General features: G+C 63.6%; 19 protein-coding genes. 16 read left to right on the plus strand and 3 right to left on the minus strand.

What is annotated here, in order from left to right; genetic code table 11:
- Positions 1–226 precede the first annotated feature (226 nt).
- Both FZ983_RS27425 and FZ983_RS27430 read left to right on the plus strand, forming a co-directional pair.
- Positions 227–787, plus strand: a complete 561-nt coding sequence (locus tag FZ983_RS27425) for a hypothetical protein (RefSeq protein WP_149227381.1) — start codon at positions 227–229, stop codon at positions 785–787.
- 323 nt (positions 788–1,110) lie between these two features.
- A complete protein-coding gene (locus tag FZ983_RS27430) occupies positions 1,111–1,527 on the plus strand; it encodes a hypothetical protein (RefSeq protein ID WP_149227383.1) in 417 nt (138 codons plus the stop codon).
- A gap of 99 nt (positions 1,528–1,626) precedes the next feature.
- Here the strand turns inward: FZ983_RS27430 and FZ983_RS27435 are convergent, their stop codons facing one another.
- Complete coding sequence (locus FZ983_RS27435; RefSeq protein WP_149227386.1) at positions 1,627–2,112, minus strand: hypothetical protein; 486 nt, start codon at positions 2,110–2,112, stop codon at positions 1,627–1,629.
- A gap of 125 nt (positions 2,113–2,237) precedes the next feature.
- Entirely contained in the window at positions 2,238–6,269 is a 4,032-nt protein-coding gene (locus FZ983_RS27440; RefSeq protein ID WP_188092549.1) for a strawberry notch-like NTP hydrolase domain-containing protein, read from the minus strand.
- A gap of 598 nt (positions 6,270–6,867) precedes the next feature.
- On the opposite strand from FZ983_RS27440, the gene FZ983_RS27445 reads away from it, so the two are divergent.
- The 14 genes from FZ983_RS27445 to FZ983_RS27510 all read left to right on the plus strand — a co-directional run bounded on the left by FZ983_RS27445 (position 6,868) and on the right by FZ983_RS27510 (position 17,152).
- Positions 6,868–7,245, plus strand: a complete 378-nt coding sequence (locus tag FZ983_RS27445) for a hypothetical protein (protein ID WP_149227390.1) — start codon at positions 6,868–6,870, stop codon at positions 7,243–7,245.
- 393 nt (positions 7,246–7,638) lie between these two features.
- The gene (locus FZ983_RS27450) at positions 7,639–8,361 is read left to right on the plus strand and encodes a hypothetical protein (RefSeq protein WP_149227392.1); all 723 of its coding nucleotides are present in this window, start codon (positions 7,639–7,641) and stop codon (positions 8,359–8,361) included.
- Positions 8,362–8,489: 128 nt separating this feature from the next.
- Complete coding sequence (locus FZ983_RS27455; protein ID WP_149227394.1) at positions 8,490–8,705, plus strand: hypothetical protein; 216 nt, start codon at positions 8,490–8,492, stop codon at positions 8,703–8,705.
- Positions 8,706–8,761: 56 nt separating this feature from the next.
- The gene (locus FZ983_RS27460; RefSeq protein WP_247884005.1) at positions 8,762–9,541 is read left to right on the plus strand and encodes a DsbA family protein; all 780 of its coding nucleotides are present in this window, start codon (positions 8,762–8,764) and stop codon (positions 9,539–9,541) included.
- Between the two features lie 20 nt (positions 9,542–9,561).
- Entirely contained in the window at positions 9,562–9,834 is a 273-nt protein-coding gene (locus tag FZ983_RS27465) for a hypothetical protein (protein WP_149227396.1), read from the plus strand.
- An 86-nt stretch (positions 9,835–9,920) separates the two neighbouring features.
- Positions 9,921–10,145: a hypothetical protein gene (locus FZ983_RS27470; RefSeq protein ID WP_149227398.1), complete on the plus strand. Its 225-nt coding sequence runs from the start codon at positions 9,921–9,923 to the stop codon at positions 10,143–10,145.
- A 29-nt stretch (positions 10,146–10,174) separates the two neighbouring features.
- On the plus strand, positions 10,175–11,035 hold the full coding sequence (locus FZ983_RS27475) for a DUF4031 domain-containing protein (RefSeq protein WP_149227400.1): 861 nt from the start codon (positions 10,175–10,177) through the stop codon (positions 11,033–11,035).
- A gap of 9 nt (positions 11,036–11,044) precedes the next feature.
- Positions 11,045–11,794, plus strand: coding sequence for a hypothetical protein (locus FZ983_RS27480; protein WP_149227402.1), 750 nt, complete (start codon positions 11,045–11,047; stop codon positions 11,792–11,794).
- A gap of 2 nt (positions 11,795–11,796) precedes the next feature.
- Positions 11,797–12,633, plus strand: a complete 837-nt coding sequence (locus tag FZ983_RS27485; protein ID WP_149227404.1) for a hypothetical protein — start codon at positions 11,797–11,799, stop codon at positions 12,631–12,633.
- A gap of 287 nt (positions 12,634–12,920) precedes the next feature.
- Positions 12,921–13,553: a hypothetical protein gene (locus FZ983_RS27490; protein WP_149227406.1), complete on the plus strand. Its 633-nt coding sequence runs from the start codon at positions 12,921–12,923 to the stop codon at positions 13,551–13,553.
- A gap of 10 nt (positions 13,554–13,563) precedes the next feature.
- Positions 13,564–14,052: a hypothetical protein gene (locus FZ983_RS27495; protein WP_149227408.1), complete on the plus strand. Its 489-nt coding sequence runs from the start codon at positions 13,564–13,566 to the stop codon at positions 14,050–14,052.
- 88 nt (positions 14,053–14,140) lie between these two features.
- Positions 14,141–15,271: a DUF5131 family protein gene (locus tag FZ983_RS27500; RefSeq protein ID WP_149227410.1), complete on the plus strand. Its 1,131-nt coding sequence runs from the start codon at positions 14,141–14,143 to the stop codon at positions 15,269–15,271.
- Positions 15,272–15,297: 26 nt separating this feature from the next.
- Positions 15,298–15,777, plus strand: a complete 480-nt coding sequence (locus FZ983_RS27505) for a hypothetical protein (protein ID WP_149227412.1) — start codon at positions 15,298–15,300, stop codon at positions 15,775–15,777.
- A gap of 34 nt (positions 15,778–15,811) precedes the next feature.
- Complete coding sequence (locus FZ983_RS27510) at positions 15,812–17,152, plus strand: site-specific DNA-methyltransferase (RefSeq protein WP_149227414.1); 1,341 nt, start codon at positions 15,812–15,814, stop codon at positions 17,150–17,152.
- 18 nt (positions 17,153–17,170) lie between these two features.
- Here FZ983_RS27510 and FZ983_RS27515 read toward each other — a convergent pair whose 3' ends face one another.
- A complete protein-coding gene (locus FZ983_RS27515; protein ID WP_149227416.1) occupies positions 17,171–17,437 on the minus strand; it encodes a hypothetical protein in 267 nt (88 codons plus the stop codon).
- Positions 17,438–17,779 lie beyond the last annotated feature (342 nt).

Consider the following 17,779-nt stretch of genomic DNA (forward strand, 5'->3'; position numbering starts at 1 on the left):
CGGCGAAGCCCACCAGCTCCACCAGCACCGCCGCGGCGCCGGCGGCATCGCCCAGGACGGCCAGCGCCGGCCGGGCGGGCGGCGAAGCCCACCAGCTCCACCAGCACCGCCGCGGCGCCGGCGGCATCGCCCAGGACGGCCAGCGCCGGCCGGGCGAAAATTTTTGCGCAAGCAAGGCTCGCGCACCGTAAATTCCCGACAGGGGAAAATAGCTGTGGAGAATAGAATGCCGTGGCGCCGATTAGCTGACGACCTTTCCGACCACCTCGTGCGCGTCAGCACCACGAGTTCCACCGACCTGGACGGTGCGCTGGCCTATTTGGTTTGCACCAAGGGTGGCGTCGCGACCCTCTATACCCACGGTGGTGTAGCTATCGTCGGCGCCGAAGAGGTTCAGCCGGCCGATGGAAATGCCAGGGCGTTCGTTCCGGCTCGCATGCGTTTCCCTTATATACGGTCGCGCCAGATCGACGGTTCCGTCCTCCTGCTCACGCGCGACCATTTCCCATTGTGGCGTCTTCGCGACGGGACGCCCGCCGAACCGGTCGCACCTTGGGTAACGGTTCAGAACCAGGCGGACGAATACCTGTGGACTCCAGATCGCGCGCCGTGGCGGGATCGCGAGACCGCCAGTTCGATGCAGGACCTGCTGCATTCGGCCGGCGCCAGTGACGTCGCCCCGCTCTTGGAAGCGCTCCTGCTCATGTGCGAGAACGCTATCGAGAATCCGAAGGTCGCCGTTCGCATGCTCGCCGAAAGCCCGAAGTCCACGCCGATCGTGCCGTGACCGCTTCGGTTTCGCCAGCTGGTGGCCACGATTCCCTCAACCTAAGACCACGACAGGCGGAAACGGCCGTCTCGCTTCAATCCCTGGCCGGGATCCTCACCAATCCAACGCGCTCGGCAGCAGAGCGGCCGGTTCTCCTGAACCTGGATGATGCGCGCTGTCTTTCGTCGCCCACCTATGTCAGCCGCCTGCAGTAGGTCGCCACGGCATTGCGAGAGTTCGAGCGACGCATCTGGCATAGGATGTAGAATGATTGAACGTGGGCAGTTGGTAATCCAGCCAGCGCCAGCGGCTCGGTATTCGATCAGGAGAGGGATTCTCGGATGTCATCACCTTCTGCAGCAGTCGGCGGGGACGGTGTGCCTCTCGATTGGGGGGACCGCGTAGAGCATCGTCTATTCGGTTTGGGACATATCGTTGATATCGAAAACGATAAGCTTGAAATAGCCTTTGATGAGAGCGGCACGAAGCGGGTTATGTCATCGTTCGTGACCAAAGTTGCATCAGCGGAAACGAAGGGGATCGCCTATTGGAATCGCCAGTTTAAGCCACTTGTCGCGGCATGGCTTACGGCGCGTGAGGAAGTGACCCGTCTCCTTCCCCAAATGTTCCGCCCGCTTCACCCATTGCAGCCTGACGATCTCCAGAGACAACTCTCGGCAGCCGACGAAAAGGAACGCATGGCCAGGGCGGCGATCGATGCCTTCCTCGAGGAGGATCGGCAGGGACATCATCCCTAGAAACCCCTAACTGCGTGGTGAGGCCGGCAGCGCGCCTCACCCGTCAGGACCTGCAACTGGCCATCGCGGAGGGCCGGTGCGGAACCGATACAATCATCCTCACTCCCTGGTCGTGTCGGGGCCGTCCTCGGCGCGGCGGGCCTCGATAGGGCCATACCCCATTGCCAGCGCGTGCTCAGACACCAGCGCGGCATCGTACATCGCCAGTTCCAGCAGAAACGTTCGGTCTTCGACACCTTCTAAGGCAGCCGGCGATAGGCGGCGCCCGCTCTTCACCAGGCTCAACAGGTTCGCTTTCCATTCCTCGTCCAGCTGGTTTCCAGCCTCCGCGGTCTCCCGCCCGGCCAGATTGGGATCTGCTGTTTTGCGAACTCGATGTTCTGCCAGCGTCTCGACGTGAACAGGCTTCCAGGACTTCTTCGGCTGCTGGAATCGGGAGAGGAGCATGAAAATCACCGCCCATTCAGCCGGAGCATCCTCCTTCCGCTCAATCCGGGAGATGGTCGAGCGCGCTGGCGCGGTCCCGCCGAGAAGATGGATCAAGGCAGCGACACCAGGTTGGGTGAGGCCGAGATCGCTCCGCATTCGCTGTAGCTCCGGACCAGCCATGGGTCTGGAGGGCTGCTGGGGCTGAACTGCTTTTTGCCGCTGCGGGCGGGCCATCGACATCTCCGGAAGTGCCCCGGCCGCGACGCGACCGGGGCTATAGGTCAGGCCGCGATCTTTCCTCCGATGACGGTCACAACGGGATGACGCTGCAAGAGCGCACCCAGCGTGGCCGCCTTTGACACCGGCACGAACAGTCGCGACTTGTAGTTGATCCGTTCGTGCAGCAGTCCCTGCGCGACCAGCTCCCCTACAGTTTCGGGGCGCCACCCTATCAGTTCGACGCGCCACTCGGAAGCCACCCGAGACCTCCGGAGCGACCAGCCATTCGCCAGGTCAAGTGAATGGCCGGCCAGCACCGCGTCCATAGCTTCGTCCGCCGCCCACGACGTGTCCAGGCCGGCCCCGAGCCGTGCCAGGGTAGCCCGCACCTGTCCCGGAGCGATCACGCGCCCGAGATATTCGTCTCCGGTTTCCGTAGAGATGCGGTAGACGGTGTACGACCCCTCGATGCGATCCCACACCGGCAGGATTGCGCCGGTGATCAGGTGCAGGTCACGGGACTCCCAGGCCTCGGTTTCCGCAATCTCGGCATCCCAGGCTTGTAGGGCGGCCTGTTCCGTCATTGCCGAGAACCGCGCGGCGTCATTCAGCGCGCCGCGATCTTCGAAGCGTTCTGAGAACGGGCCGATCAAGCGGACCTGCCGGCGCACGCGCCCGCCGTCGTCGGTCCTGTTACGGGCAGCAACGGCGCCTACAACCTTGCCGCCGACGTCGCGGAACCATCCGACGAACGGCCGCTTGCGCCCATCCCAACCGTCGTCGACAGACGCGAAGGGACGAGGCCGGCGGCGCCGCCATGCGCGAAGGTGCACGTAGGCGGTTTCCGCCCCAGACTCCGCATGGACATGGACCGTCCGCGGCGCTGCTACGGTTTCGATCCGGTCAGCGCGGTAGACTTCCAGGCCTTGCGCATATTCCCCCTTGTCGATCGCCGCCTGCACCAGGTCGTCGTGCCGATCGGAGAATTCGTCGAACACGCCGTTCTGCAGCGCGACCGGAAGCGAAAGCACCCGGTTCAAGAACTGGCGTACCGGGGGGAGCTTCGAAACGGTGAGGGTGCCATGTTCATCAAGAACGCGCAGCCCAAGCGCTTCCTGGAATTCTGCCAAGCTCAGACCGGCGATGGTTTCACCGGCGTTGAGATCCGTGACCATCTGCATGATCGCGAGTGCGCCATAGCCAGTTTCCAGGTTGTCCCGTTCGCTGAACAACTGCCCGGTCGCCGCATCCTTTTGGCCGCGGGTCAGAGCGCCCAACTGGGCCAGACGCCGGGCGATGCTGGTCAGGAATCGCATTTGCCCACGCAGGTTCGTCGCGACCAGCACATACCACGGCGGCTGGGCCTGGTAGGTCCGATGTGTGCGCCCGAGCCCTTGCCACGCCTCTTTGGCGTTCCAGCCGGCTTGCAGGATGTAGTGTTTCCGGAGCCGCTGGTTCTTGATGGCCTTCGACGCGTGATAATCCACCCCGGTCCCGCCGGCGCCGCTGAAAATCAGGATGCGGCGCTGATCGTTGGCAAACTCATCCATTTCAGCAAGGCGCTTGGCCTCGCTGCGCGGCTCGATCTGCCGGGCGAGAACTCCGTCCTTGTTCCGCCGCTGGACCACGCGGCGGGACCGGCCGGTGATTTCCGCGACCGCGTCTACGCCAAAATGGTCCAAAATCATTTCGATTGGACCATCCGGCACCGCCAGGGCGCCGATCTCCACCAGCAGCTTGTCGCGCGCGGCCAGCGCGTCGGCATCGCGCACGACATCACCGCGGCTGTTTTGCACCGGCCGGCTGCGGGTAATGCCGTCAGCGTCGACGTATTCCTCATAGGCGGTGGTCGGAAAGACGTTTTCAAGGTACTGGCAGAGGATTTGCCGGGGTGTCAGGTCGAGATCGTCGAGCGATTCAATCGCCCCCTCTTGCGACAGCGCCCGATCAAGAGCGGCTTCGAGGGTGTTCACAAGCTGAATGACGCTTGCGTGCCCTTCGGCCTGATCGCGCTCGATCGCTGCGATGACGCTTGGCATTTGAAGCGCGATCAGCACTTGCCCCCAGAACCGCTGCTGCCCGGCCCAGAACTGAGCCAGCGCCGATGCGCGGGCGCCTGGGCAGGCGTTGGCGCCGGTATCGTGGAGGACGTGTTCCAGGTTCCGATAGACCGTGCGCCATCCAAGCGCCAGGGTATCGTAGAGCGCGATCTGATCATCCGTCAGATGGTGGATCAGGCGCTCGTATCCCACACCCGCAAAGCTCAGGCTGCGCGCACACATGACGCCCAGTTGCTTGAGGTCGCGGGCCACGATCTCCATGCCGGCGAGGCCGGAGGCCTCGATTTCGGCGAGAAAGAGCTGTTTGGTGGGAAAGGCGGTGCCCGGTCCATAAATGCCGAGACGGTCACAGAACAGGAGGTTTTTCACTTCGCTTGCGCCAGTCGCCGAGAGATAGATCACGCGGGCCGCCGGCAGCCGGCGCTGTATATCGATGACCGCAAGCGCCGTCTGACTGGGCTTCTTGACCCCAACGCCGGTTTCCACTTCGACGCATTCGCCGGCCCGGTGCGCTTCGTCGATCACCACGACACCGTCAAAGTCATCGCCCAGCCATTCGATGATCTGGTCCAGACGCGACCGGGCGCCGCGGGTTGACCGCAGGGTCCCAAACGAAACAAACATTACCCCGCGCGCTCGGTCGACGACGTCGCCGGGGGTATAGTCATTGAGTGCGAACAGCTCGGCCGGGTCGCCGCCCACTGCCGCATAGTCACGCTTGGCCGCTCTTAGGAGCTTTGTCGCATCCTTGCTGATCCAGACGTGACGCGTCCGGCCGGCACAGACGTTGTCCCACAACACCCCGGCCGCTTCCCTGCCCTTGCCGGTGCCGGTGCCGTCGGCGACATAGTAGCCCTTGCGCACCCGCACGCCATGTGGTCCGGTGATCCACCGCTGGTGCACCTGTCCGGCGCTCAGCACGCACTCCAACTGCGCGCGCGACAACCGCCCCTCAGTCCAGACCTCTTGATTAAAGGCCGGCCGATAGGTGACCACCGGCGCGCGGACGGCTGCCATTGCGCGCGATTCCACCAGCAGTTCGGGGTGGGGATGGGATCCCGGCAGGTCCAGCGCCGGCACATAGGGCGCGTACCGCGCATCCTCCCCAGTGTCCCGGACACGCTGAACGGGCGCCAGGATGCGAACGAGGTCGTCCATGCTTTGGGCAAGTCCGACCACCGGAACGCCGGTGGCATCGCGGGCCTTGTCGATCACCAGAACGCGGGTGTCAACCGTCGTCCCCTGCCGAGCGAAGGCAGCCCCCGCCACGCGGACGCTGGCGCGCACGGTGCCCAGCTGGCGGATACGATCGAGCAGCGATCCCTGTCCTTCGTTGAGCTTGGCGCCGACGACCGCGACCAGCCGCCCGCCTGGTTTAAGCAGTTTCAGAGCCGCAACGACGTGATCAGCCGCAGCCGTCGGCACACGGGCCGAGCCGCAGCGGACGGAGCGGGCAAACGGCGGGTTCATCAACACCACCGTCGGCGCTACCCGCTCATGCATAATGTTGTGGATATGCTCCGCATTCTCGGCTGTCACGCGGTCGAAGCCCAGCCAGCGCAGAATCCCAAGCCGGCGCGGGCTGATTTCGTTGACATGGACGGACGCCGCGTCCCCTGTGAAGGCCGCCAGCGCGCCGGTGCCCGCGGACGGTTCCAGGACAACGTCCGAGGCCTCGATGCCGGCTATCCAGGCCATCACATAGGCAAGCTCTGCCGGGGTCGAGAACTGTTGGAGATCATCGACTTCACTGTCACGCGACGTGCGCGTGGGGAGCTGCCCGGCCAGATTGGCGATTTCGCCAACAATTCGGGTCGCTTCATCGGCGCCGACAGAAATCCGCCAGGATTGGCGCGAACCTATGATACGGGCGTGGAGTGCCGCTTCCGCAGCATCATAAGCCAGTGCCGCCGTGTAAGCACCTGCCGCCTGCCCGCCGCCGAACACTTCGTCCGCAGTCTGGAACAGATCAGCTCTCGACAAGCCGGATCCGTTAGCCAACAAGGCCACCAGCGCATCCGCGAGACGCGGCAACGGTGAGTCCTCATTCGCCGTCGGCACAGTCGGACACCAAGCCGGATATAGGGCTCCTTGGGAGGTTTGTCGGGCGAGCAGTGCCTTTGGAATATTTGCAGTGGTTGACCAGCCGGTACCCGTGCAGAGCGAGCCGAGTTCGCGGAGGGTCTGGCAGATCGAACGCCCAACGTCATTGAGGCCGGACGCTCCATCCGTGACCAGGACAGGGCAGTCAATCACCGTAATTCGGGCTACAGAGAACAAACCGAGGTCATCAACCTCGAGAGCGGCGTCGAGGCCGAGCGGCAGCCGACCATCGACCATGGCCGCGGCAAGAGCCGTTCGGAACGCACCGGGAACAGGGCTGACAGGGGCACACTGTGGCGCAGATGCGCCACGGCCCTTCTTCTTCGCAGACATAGGGGGTCCTATCGTGGTGGGGTTGATCGGACAGGAACACCCTAGCAACTCGCGACCCGCCGCGCCACGAATTTTTGGAGCGTTTTGCTACGTTTGTTTATTTTTTATCGTATCATATTGCTACGTTCCGGTGGCGGTGCTATAGTTCACGTGCGAGGTCAGCTTGTCGACCTCTAGCGCCACGGGGGAGGGCTCAATGTCCGGATCCGAAACTGGTCAGTGGTTCGAGCGACTGGCTGCATATCTCCGTCAGGTACACAGCACGGCAGGCGCGTTCGCTGCCGCTCGCCTCGTTGCTCTTGATCTGCCGGCGCGTGCAGCGCTTCGCCAGGAGTTGGCCAACGTTGAGCGGGTCCGTGCAAGCGGCGGCTTTACGGACCAAACCACCTACGATGCAGCGGTTCTGAACAGCGTTGCGCTGGCCGTGCGGAAAGTGCGCAGCGTCCGCTCCCCAGCTGTGCCTGCTCACCTCTGTAAACCTTCAATGGTTCCCCTGCTCGATCCCTACGATCCGCCTCGCAACCTGCTCAAGATGGAGCGTTATTCCAACACGATGGCCGATTTCCTGTCCTGACACGCGGCACCGGAGCCGCCCGACCGGCTCCGGCGTTCCGGCCAGGATCGGATGAAGCAAGCCTCGTTGTGCCCCGGTCAGCGTACCCGGCCGGGCTTTCTGATGGCCCACGCAGCCATGCCCGCAAGCTGGGCTCGACGTCCTAATCCCGCACTTTTTTTGCGCCGCGTTCAGCGGCGCGATGTGAGTCCGACCCGGTAGCTTCGCCCTACCGCCAGGGGTCCGCTCACGATCAACTGGCGAAAGGTAAATGATGGTCAACGCTCAGCAACGCGCGGCCTGCCGCGCCAGTACGAGGACCCGATGCTCTCTGGTATCGCGCCGAGTATCCCGATGCCCTCAGCCTGTCGCTTGGGACACGGGGAGCGCCTGCTGCAGGGAAGGCGCGCCGTCATGAGCAGGCGTAAGCCCTCCGGTACGCGTCACGGCGAAGGTGATCCATCAGAACATGTGACGCGTCACGAACCGGCCAGCACAGAGGCTGGTGTGACGCGTCACACCGACGAAATTGATGATGCGTCCGTTACGCGTCACGTGGGGGACGCCCCCGCGAACCCGTCACGCCCGCCCAGGGTAGCACAGCCGGCGCGCGGACGGCGGCGGGCGGCGCACAAACCAACCTGGTCGCCCGACGACATTCCTCCTGAAAGCCGGCGCCAACTCCAGAAGAAGTCGGCGGCCGAATTGGAGCTTGAGCGCGCCGAAGCGGCTGCCCGTCAGCGAGAACGGCGAGCACGCCTTCGTGCGAGCGGCGTTGCCTCGGTGCGGCTGGAGGTTCCTGCTGACCGCGCGGCGGAGGTCAAAGCCGCCGTGGAGCGGTACCTCTCTGGCGAAGAGCAGGCCCTGCGACCCGCTGTCGATCCTGAGGTGACCCGGGCCCTGCAAGCTGGTTTGGATGCGGATGCGGAGTCACTGCTCCAGCGCTTTGCAAAGCTGCTCGAAAGCCCGCACCCAGAGTTGATTGCTCGTATCCGCAGACGCCTGGAACTGCTGGAGAGCGATGCGATGATGCTGAGCGTTCGGAACGCAGAGCGGCCGCCGACCGACGAGGTCGCGACCCTGATGAGCAGATTCCACCGCCACAGGAAGCCGCCGCAGGGCGGCACCGATTCATGACGGTGGGACATCTACACCGTTGTCGTTACCTGATCACCGGCGGGTTCGCGCGCATCCCCGCACGGCGTCATGGTCGCTAAACGACCACCATTCCCGATGCGTGTCCAATGAAGGGTCTGCCAATGTCCATGAGCTCCAACAGCAATCTCGCTCCGCGCACGATCAAGCGTCCGGATTTTTTCATCGCTCTCATCATCGGCGCCGTGATCTGCGGCGCTCTCGTCTACCTCCGCAGCTATTTCTTCGGGCCGATCCCGTTTGAGGACGCCGTCGAACGCGCCGCGACCATTGGCATTGCTATCGTGGTCCTCAACGCGCTGGTGACCCGCTTCTTCCCGCACTGATCTCGACCCGATCGGCCGGCCTCGCGCCCACTGCCCCTCCAACCAAGGCTTCTCCAATGCGCATCGCCTTTGCCCTGCCCTTCGTCGCCCTGGTGGCGATCACCACCGCAGCGGTCGCCGCGCCGGCCGATCAGCAGGCCAATTCGTCCCGTCCTCTTGCCGTCGTCAATTTCGACGACGACGCGCTCGACGAGCGCGTGACCCAAGCTGTCCGGAAGCTGCTGAAATCCAGTCCGGAGCTCGTGATCGAGGCCATTACCGACTACCAGCAGCGCAAACAGGCCGACGAACAGAACGCGGCCATGCAACGGCTCAGCATGCTGAAACCTCTGATCTACGAGGACCCGGCTGCCCCGGTCGGCGGCAATCCCAACGGCGACATCACGGTCGTAGAGTTCTTCGATTACCAGTGTGGCTACTGCAAGAGCGTGCAGCCCGATCTCACCCGGTTGCTGGCCGACGACGGTCGGGTGCGGATCGTCTACAAGGAGTTCCCGATTCTTGGCCCCGCGTCGCTCACCGCGTCGAAAGCGGCGCTCGCCAGCCGTGCGCAGGGCAAGTACGAGGCCTTCCATGCGGCGCTGATGGAGCACCGTGGCCAGCTGGACGATGCGGTGATCAATCGCTTGGCGCAATCCGTGGGGCTGGACGTCGACCAGTTGCGGCGGGACATGGAATCGCCTGAGGTGATGAAGGCGATCTCGGCGAACACCACGCTCGCCGAGCAGCTCAATATCCGCGGCACCCCTGGCTTCATTATTGCCGATCAGATCCTGCCCGGTGCCATCAAACTCGACGAGATGAAGCAACTCGTCCGCCGCGCACGCGCACTCTGAGCCATTTTACGAGGCCCATCATGCTCGCGCTTTCCCTCGCTTTCCTCTGGCCTGTGCCTGTGGTTGCAGCTCTGTTCGGGCCGGTGACCTCAGTCACCAGCTACATGCTGACACCGCACTCCGGCGAGCTGCCTGCGAAGGTTGGCGCAGCTCCCACAGACCTGGACTTCTGCGAGATTGTCGTTTCCGACAAGGCCGCCAACGCGCCGGCCGATGCGCTGGCGCCGTGTCGCGACTGGTTCGCTCACGCTCAGGAAAAAGGGAGAGCGAGCATGATGGGAACATTACAATAACCAGCCGCCTACGGTCGCCGCTGGCGCTCCAACCACTACGAAGTGCGGTGTGCTTGTAACGAATTGCTCTTAAAGGAACCCCCAGTATGGTGATCGTCGTATCCAGCCTTCTCGTCCTATCGTTATTATTTTCGTGCATCGGCAGCAAGATTGGGGTCGCACTATCCGTCTGCGCCGGCATTCTGGGGATTGTGTCGGATATCCAAGTCCTTGCGGGTGCATCGTTCCTCTTGGCCTTCTTTACGGCGGCGGTGATCTCAATCGAAAACGCACCGATGGACCAGAAGTACACCTCTGGCAGTCAACGGTAAGCGCCTGCATCCACGCGAAAGCGACCTCAATGGATCTCGTCGTGACCGTCCCTAAGCTCGTATGGGCTGACTGGCTCGCTGAGGGCGATTGTGCCGGTGAACCGGCGTCTGGGCAGGAATGGAGCTTCTTCCTTGGTCAGCACAGACCCCCGATCGCAGCAGGCGAAAGGCTGTACGTCGCCTCCTGGGGCCGGGTTCGTGGCTATGCACCCGTGACCAGGGTGGCCAAAACCACGCTTGGTTGGTGCATCTGCCGCGAGGGTGGTGCAGTTGCGGTTACCATCCCTGCTGCAGTGCCCGGCTTCCGCGGGTGGCGCCTGGTGTGGTGGGGCGAAGCGGACGAGATCCCCTATCCTGATTGGCGTTCTGACGGCGTTCCCACGCTCCTATCAACCAGGACAGGCGCCGCGCCGGCGGTGACGGTTTATACCGACGCTGTGCACCTTTTCCTCGACGCCGATTCCTGGGTTTTGCCAGACGACAGCGGTCGCTGGATCGGACATTCTGCCCTTCTCCAGCCGCTGCATGCATTTGCAGATCGTATCGGTCTCCGGAGGGAGTGGCTTCATGCCAGCAATCCTCGCTTCCCTCACTATGACCTGACAACCCCTGCGGCTGCAGCGAGAGCTATCGGAGCGGGAGCGCTGCTCGTCAATGTGCGCGACACTGCCGTGCTGGCAAGGCCCACAGGTTCAGACCGACGTCCGCCCGACTGGCGACCGCGGCTTCTAGAGCCTGCCGAGGCGGCCCAGCTGAACACTAAGCTGCTGCGCATGTTCGCTCCCAACCGCGCTCTTGGTCGTCGCGGCACAGCGCACCTGGTTCCCACCGATTCCACCGAAGCGGTCCCCGATGAAGGTGATGCGCCGGCCAAGCCTTTCCAGCTTTGAGACGAAGCCATGGACCCAACCACCTTCTTCGACGACTTCTGCGCTGGCGCCGGCGCAATGACGGCGGTTTGCACATCCTCCTGCGATCTCCAGGATCTCGTCATGGCGCCGATCGCCAGGGCAGCGATGACAGCGGGGCGACCACTCTTCAGCCTGAGTGCCAGCCACGACCGGTCACGGCTTGGTGTCGCTTCAATCTCGGCAGCATCGGGTTCCTTCAGTTCGCCGCGATCGGCCCGCGTGGTGTTTGATGCGGCCGAGCCGGAAGCCGAGCGTGCGGTCAAGCTCCGCCTTGCCTGCGATCTTCTTGATCTTGCCCCCACCCTTTCTCCTCGCCCGGTCGTCATCATCGACGATGCCGCTGACCTGATACGGATCCGCTCCCTCTGTCCGCAGTTAACCAGCACGTTCGCCAGCGCCTCGAACCGCGGGATAAGCGTTGTCGCAGTATTCAAGCAGCTCTCCGGCCAGCGCTTTCCCATCCCCGGCCTGATCGTTCGTGAGCGCCCTGATGCGTCGCGCTGGATAGATCACGCCAGCCACCTCTGGCTGGGACCGGGCCTCATCGAGGCGGACGTTCGAATGGTCAGCGAGCATTATGGTCTGCTGGACAGCCCCGCTGAAGCCAATTACCACCGTCCGTGCATTCTCGGTCGCCGCGAGCAAGGAATGCGTCCCACGAACTGGGAAATATCGCTCGTCGACTCCTGGGAGCTCGCACTGGTTCAGGAGCAGCCCGCACGAACCGTTGGGAGGTGAGGATGCCTGATCTTCTCCAGCAGCAGGCGGTGAACACCTTCTGGGTGTCGCTAGGACAGCAGGCGCCAGGCACGTACCGGCTAACGCCGTGCGGTGAGGCAACGGTCGCTGACCTGTGCCCGCCTGGAACCGTCATTCGAACGTCATATGGCACCGGCCCATTTATCGTGCTTGCCTGCACCCGACATGAATGGTGCGATCCTGAGGGACGCATTTGGCCTCACCACTCGCTGTCACTCGCCAATGCCGACCGGCCATCCCGTTCGGCGCAGAGCTGGATCAACGAGCTGGTGGCTGTCGGAGGCCGGCTGCTCCACCTCTTCGGCAATAATCAGGATGAGGTGATCGTTGACGGCTTCGCGTCCGTCGCGGTTCGCGAGCAACTCGGCATTGACGGTGGCCCCAGCGCACCGCCGATGCCGGATGCTGCCAACGACCCCGGTGTTGCCCCACAGCGACCCCGTCGCCGTGTCCGACGACGCGCGGGCGTACCTTCCCTGCCAGTGATCGACGAGGGATCGCTGCTGTTGCACCGGGTCGAAGTCACCTATTGGTCCGTCTGGCCAGGTTTCCGAAGCTGGTCCCTGATCGAGTTTCGCAGCCGGAGTGGAGGCTCATTGCCTTGGTCGAAAAGCGCATATCACTGCTGCTTCGCGAAGCGTGCAGACGTTGATGCCGCCGGCGGCGTTATGGCATTCGCACGCTCCTATGCGACGGTTGCGGCTGCCACTCCTTTGTCTCGTCAGATCAAGATCAGCTCGGCACGCGTGCTCAAGCATCACCACCGGGTCAGGGCTGGAGTCTTGTCGCTGTTCGATTGGGCCGATGCGCTCGCTTGAATTGGCAGCGGGCCAGCCGGTCTGCACAATCCCTACCGCCTCGCGCCGACCGCCGCGCGTGATTCTCTGATGGTCTGTTCGCGACCGGCGTCAGTCTAATACATTGCGCTGTTCTTGGTGGTCATGACAAGACTATCAACAAGTTTTTTCCTTCTTGCGTAGCAAACAGCTACGTTCTTTATTGTTTACTCTCGCGCCACGCGCTATTTATCCATCAACACACAGCTTCAACACAGCGCTCACTGTCAGCGCAACCTTGCCATTCTTACCAATTTACTGGAGCGACCATGCCTGAAAAGGACGGCGCAACCACGCCTAGACTCTGTCTGCTGGAGATCATCCCTGCGCCATTGCCCACCCAGTCCGACGACGCGATCGTCGGTGATCCACGCGCACCGGTGCATACGGTCCAGTGTCTGTTCCAGGCCACGCATGCCATGACGCTGCAGGTCCGCGGACGCACTCCGGACGATGTTGCGCGCGTAGCGGTGGAAGAGGCGGCCATGCAGCCGCACTGGAAGGTCCTCGACGAGCACAGCCCGATCTGGATCGAGCGCATCGTGCAGGGGAATCACGAAACCGCGTATGCGATCGACGCACAGATCGTCCCGGTACCGCCTGCCTACACAGAGGCTGCTACCGCTGCTACCGCAGTGGCTCTGGACATGGGGGCGACCCTGCTGCAAACGCTGGCCATACTGTCTTCCCTTAAAGCCGGCAAGGTTCCGAGCCAAGCGGCGGTCGGAGAGGCCATCGACGTGATCAGGGGCACGCTCGATACCTACGCGATCTCGCCCGATGCGGCCTACAACGACGCCGAATGTGCCACCACCCTGCCCGCTCCCTTCGGGCAGCCGGTGCTCGATTCCCGGGCGACGTCGAACCAAGCCGTTGCCCGTCACCTTGTGCCCAGCGTCTGAGGGTCTCGACATGAGCGACATCTCCTTCACGACATCAGCTGCTATCCACATTGGCGGCATCATCACGGAGAGCGGCCTCGACACTCTGGTGTGCGCCATTGCGGCCTCCAGCGTCGGCGGGGACTGGGGTGCGAAGTTCCATTCTGCGGCAGAAATCGTGCAGCATGCACGTGCCGCGGCCGCCGGCGGAAGCCCGCTCCACCTGGTCAGCTTCGAGGCTCCCGACGGCGCATTCCCGTCGATTGAGCAAGCCTGCCGTGACCTCGGGCTGACCTACGTGCGGGGGACTGATTGTCGGCCCGACGGCAGCGGAGCTGTGGTGATGTGGTGGCCTGGTATGGATCAGCCGCGAAGCTGGGTCGGAACCGTGGACGCCCATGAGCCGTGCCTTCCCTACCGCCGGATCGTCGAGCTGATTGAAGCTGACGAGCTTCCGAAGGAGCTTGCCCTCATGAAGGCCGCATTCGAGCGTCCGGAGGGGCTGCAGATCGCCGCATGACGGAGATCACCGGGCCGCCGGCTATTCGCCACGGCGCGAATGGTTGACGGCCCTGAAGCATGCAGGTCCGGTCGAGACGAGGGTGGAAATGAGCACCGACAGCGCCATCAGATGGACACACCGCGCACTTCCGCTTGTAACTGGCTGCGACTACGAAGGGCCCGGGTGCCGCAGCTGCTATGCGCCGCGCTGGGCGTACCGCTTCTCGCACCATCCAAACGCTCAGCTCGCCGCGCGCTATCAGGGCACGGTCGCCAAGACCGCAAGCAGCCGGATCGTTTGGACTGGTCACGTGCGCTACAACGACCAGGTGCTCCATACTCTCCTGCTGGTGAGCCGGCGGAAGCAACTCCGCTGGTTCATCAGCCGCGACGGCGACCTGTTTCACTCGCAGGTCACCGACGCGCAGATCGCCCGCGTGTTCGCCGCGGCGCTTCTGCGGCCGGACCAGCAGCTGATCCTTCTGACCAAGCGTGCCACGCGGGCTCGCTCGTTCCTGGCTGATCCTGGGAGCGCCGCGCTGATCCAGGATGAGGCCCGACGGCTTCTGGAGGAGGTCCCCGAAAAGAAGAGGTGCCTTCTTGCGCAGCATCGCCTGCAGGAATTCGGCACCAGCAATTCGATCCTCCCGATGGCCAATGTGGTGGTGGGCTTCTCGGCCGAAGACCAACGTCGCTTCGACGAGCGCTGGGTCGAGTTCCGCGAGATCGCGGCGGCCGGCTGGATGATCGCCACATCGGCGGAGCCGCTATTGAGGCCGCTGCTATTGCCCAGCGACTACCTCGCGCTGGGGGATCGAGTTTGGCTCATCGTCGGCGGCGAATCCGGGCCGACAGCTCGGCCGGTCCACCCTGCTTGGCTACGGTCGTTGAGAGACCAGTGTGTGCCTGCAGGTGTCCTGTTTTTCGTCAAACAGTGGGGTGTCTTTACGGAAGTGGCACTGGCAGGGGCCGTACAAGCCAATATCCTGGCCGGGACCACGACTGAAGAACTCGTAGGATACGCCAGAGACTGCATCGTCGTCTGGCCTGATGGTCGATCGGCTGTTCCGGAACGCTCTGCACCGTGGTGGGCGGCACAGCGCTTCGGAGCTGATCGCGAGACCGTCAGGCCAGGCGAGGGCGCGGTCCTGATGCGGCGGGTGGGCGTCGCATCGGCCGGCTACCTGCTTGATGGTCAAGACTGGGATCGGTCTCCGCCACTCCCGGCAGCCGCGTAACCGCCATAGACGCCAGGATCTTTGCCATGTCATTTCCGCGTAGCCCAGCTGCGGTCGTTGCTTTCGCCCGCACCATCCCCTTCGCTGATGCGCTCCGAGCCCAGAGCGGCCAGTTGCTGGAACCGCTCGACATCGTTGCAGGTATGCCGCTGGTGGACGGCTCGGCTCTGTTGGCGGTGCGGTGCTCGGCGGTCGCAGAGCGGCTGTATGGTCTTGTGAACAACGACGTTGTCTATGTAGCCGTGCGGCTTTTCATCGGTGCGCGGCGTGCGCGCCTGGCAGGCTGCCATGAGGCCGAACAGACCCTGGTCTACGACCATGTCGGCAACGTCCAGTCGCTCCCGACCGGGATTGTCATGATGAGAACGCTCTATGACGCTCGATCACTGGCTGCCCAGGCTGCGGCTTGGGGGTGGGATGAAAGGACGTGCGATAGCTGGCGAAGGGCCATTGAGCGGGCGGAGACGTCACCTCAGGGCGACGACGCCGGTGAAGAGGCGGCGTAATCATCATCGCCATCCAGCTTTTTGAGAGAAGACGATGTCACACGACCCGAACGGGGATGATCCGGATGCTGGCTCTACCTTATCTGCACGGTCCCGTGCCAGTCGCCGCAAGCGCATTGAAAGCGGCCAGCGCCAGGAGGCTGAGGCACGCGCTTTGGAACTGCCGCGAAGGCTGCAGTCGCTCCTCGCATTCCCGCTTTTACAGGCGCTGGATGATGCCGGCGGTAAGGCTCGGCCGACAGACCTTTATGAGATGATCGCGGATCGCCTTCAGACGCCCGTGGAGGTACGGAAAGCCCGTCGCACCTATGGTGGAGGCAGGACCTACAATGCGTTCGATCAGCAGGTTCGGTGGGCAAGGCACGCGGCGAAGGTTCAAGGGTTGATCGCCGATGCTGGGCGTGGGATGTGGGAGCTTGCTGATCCGGCATATGCAAAGCTCGGCCGCATCCGCCGCGGCGCCACTATCCTCGCATGGTCGACCGACATGGGTATCGGGCTGTGGGCGCATGCCGAGGACGCTGCCGGAGCTCTCGAACCGGGAAGCCTGCAGCTCATCTTCACGTCTCCCATCTACCCTATCCAGACCGGTCGCGAATACGGAAAGCTGACCCCCGCGGTCTGGATCGATTGGATGACCAGACTGACGCGCCTCTGGTCGACCCTGATCACCGATGACGGTGTAATCGCCTTGAATCTGGCTGACTGCCACATTCCAGGCATCCCCGCCATTTCCCCGTACCTATACCGGTTCTTGTTGAACTGTATCGACGATATCGGTCTGTACGAGCAGTTGCCGGATTATTGGGTGAAGCCGGCCCCCCTGGGGAATATCCAGTGGTCGGCGACCGAGCGTCGAAATCCGAAGGCGGCGGTTGAGGTCATTCGGTATTTTTCAAAGCACCCGTTTCCGAAGCGAACCGTGAATGAGATCCTTGTGCCCCGACAAGTGACGGGCAAAAAGGCGGCACAGGATGCCTCCCGAGGTCGCGAGTATCGTCCATCCGGCTATGAACTTGAGGGGTCACGGTTCTATCAATCTGAACGCGCGATCCCGACGAACGTGATTGTGTCCGGCGGTGTCAGCGGCAACGACCGATATGCGCGACGCTGCCGTCAGGCAGGCCTGCCGGTTCATCCGGCGCGGTTTCCAGAAGCACTTCCGCGACGGGTCATTCTTCAATGCACCGATCCAGGTGATATCGTCTACGATCCGATGGCAGGTAGCGGCACGACGGTTCAAGCAGCCCTGACCCTCGATCGGCGAGTCATCGCGTCCGAACCGATGCACGCGTATGTGCAAGGGCAGCTCCTGCGCGTTGACGATAGGCTTGGCTTCATCAACCACCTTCCAAAGCACTTCCGCGACGTATAGTGCCAGCGCTGCGTACGGTTATTGCTCGTTGGCAATAAAGTTTTCCTGAACCTGCCAAAACCTCTGGTTCGAACCCAGTGCTTTGCGATCCGGCCGGCTCAGGACCACCGCCGGCCCGGCCGATCGGCCGCCGCGGTGGTGAAACTCGGCACCAGGTTGGCCAGCGTGTCGCCGGCGCCGATCAGCAGCAGGACCACCGCCGGTCCGCCCGGCCGCCGCCGCGGTGCAGATGGTGGCGCCTGGCAGCGCCAGCACGCTCTTGTCGCCGATCAGCAGCAGGATCACAGCCTGCCCGGCCGGTCGGCTGCCATAGTGGTGGATATCGGATCGAGGCGCGCGCCGGCACCAGCATCGCCAGCGCGCCATCGGCGCCGATCAGCTGCAGGATCACCATCGCCCGGTCTGTCGCTCGCCGCGGTGCTGCAGCTGGGTACGCGCGCCGGCACCAGCACCGCCAGCAGGCCGCCACGATGGTGGAGATCGAGGCGCGCGCTGGCACCAGGCCGGCCAGCGCGCCGCCGGCGCCGACCGGCAGCAGGATCACCGCCGGCCCGGCCGGTCGGCCGCCACGGTGGTGCAGCTGAACGCGCGCGTCGGCACCAGGCCGGCCAGCACGCCAGCGGCGCC

It is taken from the genome of Azospirillum sp. B21 (assembly GCF_008364825.1).
Lineage (GTDB): Bacteria > Pseudomonadota > Alphaproteobacteria > Azospirillales > Azospirillaceae > Azospirillum.

Excerpts from the sequence above, each read along its gene's own strand:
- FZ983_RS27490 (WP_149227406.1), top strand. The coding sequence starts at position 12,921 with ATGCCTGAAAAGGACGGCGCAACCACGCCTAGACTCTGTCTGCTGGAG.
- FZ983_RS27475 (WP_149227400.1), top strand. The coding sequence starts at position 10,175 with ATGGATCTCGTCGTGACCGTCCCTAAGCTCGTATGGGCTGACTGGCTC.
- FZ983_RS27465 (WP_149227396.1), top strand. The coding sequence starts at position 9,562 with ATGCTCGCGCTTTCCCTCGCTTTCCTCTGGCCTGTGCCTGTGGTTGCA.
- FZ983_RS27505 (WP_149227412.1), top strand. The coding sequence starts at position 15,298 with ATGTCATTTCCGCGTAGCCCAGCTGCGGTCGTTGCTTTCGCCCGCACC.
- FZ983_RS27480 (WP_149227402.1), top strand. The coding sequence starts at position 11,045 with ATGGACCCAACCACCTTCTTCGACGACTTCTGCGCTGGCGCCGGCGCA.
- FZ983_RS27485 (WP_149227404.1), top strand. The coding sequence starts at position 11,797 with ATGCCTGATCTTCTCCAGCAGCAGGCGGTGAACACCTTCTGGGTGTCG.
- FZ983_RS27450 (WP_149227392.1), top strand. The coding sequence starts at position 7,639 with ATGAGCAGGCGTAAGCCCTCCGGTACGCGTCACGGCGAAGGTGATCCA.
- FZ983_RS27425 (WP_149227381.1), top strand. The coding sequence starts at position 227 with ATGCCGTGGCGCCGATTAGCTGACGACCTTTCCGACCACCTCGTGCGC.
- FZ983_RS27500 (WP_149227410.1), top strand. The coding sequence starts at position 14,141 with ATGAGCACCGACAGCGCCATCAGATGGACACACCGCGCACTTCCGCTT.
- FZ983_RS27445 (WP_149227390.1), top strand. The coding sequence starts at position 6,868 with ATGTCCGGATCCGAAACTGGTCAGTGGTTCGAGCGACTGGCTGCATAT.
- FZ983_RS27470 (WP_149227398.1), top strand. The coding sequence starts at position 9,921 with ATGGTGATCGTCGTATCCAGCCTTCTCGTCCTATCGTTATTATTTTCG.
- FZ983_RS27510 (WP_149227414.1), top strand. The coding sequence starts at position 15,812 with ATGTCACACGACCCGAACGGGGATGATCCGGATGCTGGCTCTACCTTA.
- FZ983_RS27460 (WP_247884005.1), top strand. The coding sequence starts at position 8,762 with ATGCGCATCGCCTTTGCCCTGCCCTTCGTCGCCCTGGTGGCGATCACC.
- FZ983_RS27435 (WP_149227386.1), bottom strand. The coding sequence starts at position 2,112 with ATGCGGAGCGATCTCGGCCTCACCCAACCTGGTGTCGCTGCCTTGATC.
- FZ983_RS27495 (WP_149227408.1), top strand. The coding sequence starts at position 13,564 with ATGAGCGACATCTCCTTCACGACATCAGCTGCTATCCACATTGGCGGC.
- FZ983_RS27455 (WP_149227394.1), top strand. The coding sequence starts at position 8,490 with ATGAGCTCCAACAGCAATCTCGCTCCGCGCACGATCAAGCGTCCGGAT.
- FZ983_RS27430 (WP_149227383.1), top strand. The coding sequence starts at position 1,111 with ATGTCATCACCTTCTGCAGCAGTCGGCGGGGACGGTGTGCCTCTCGAT.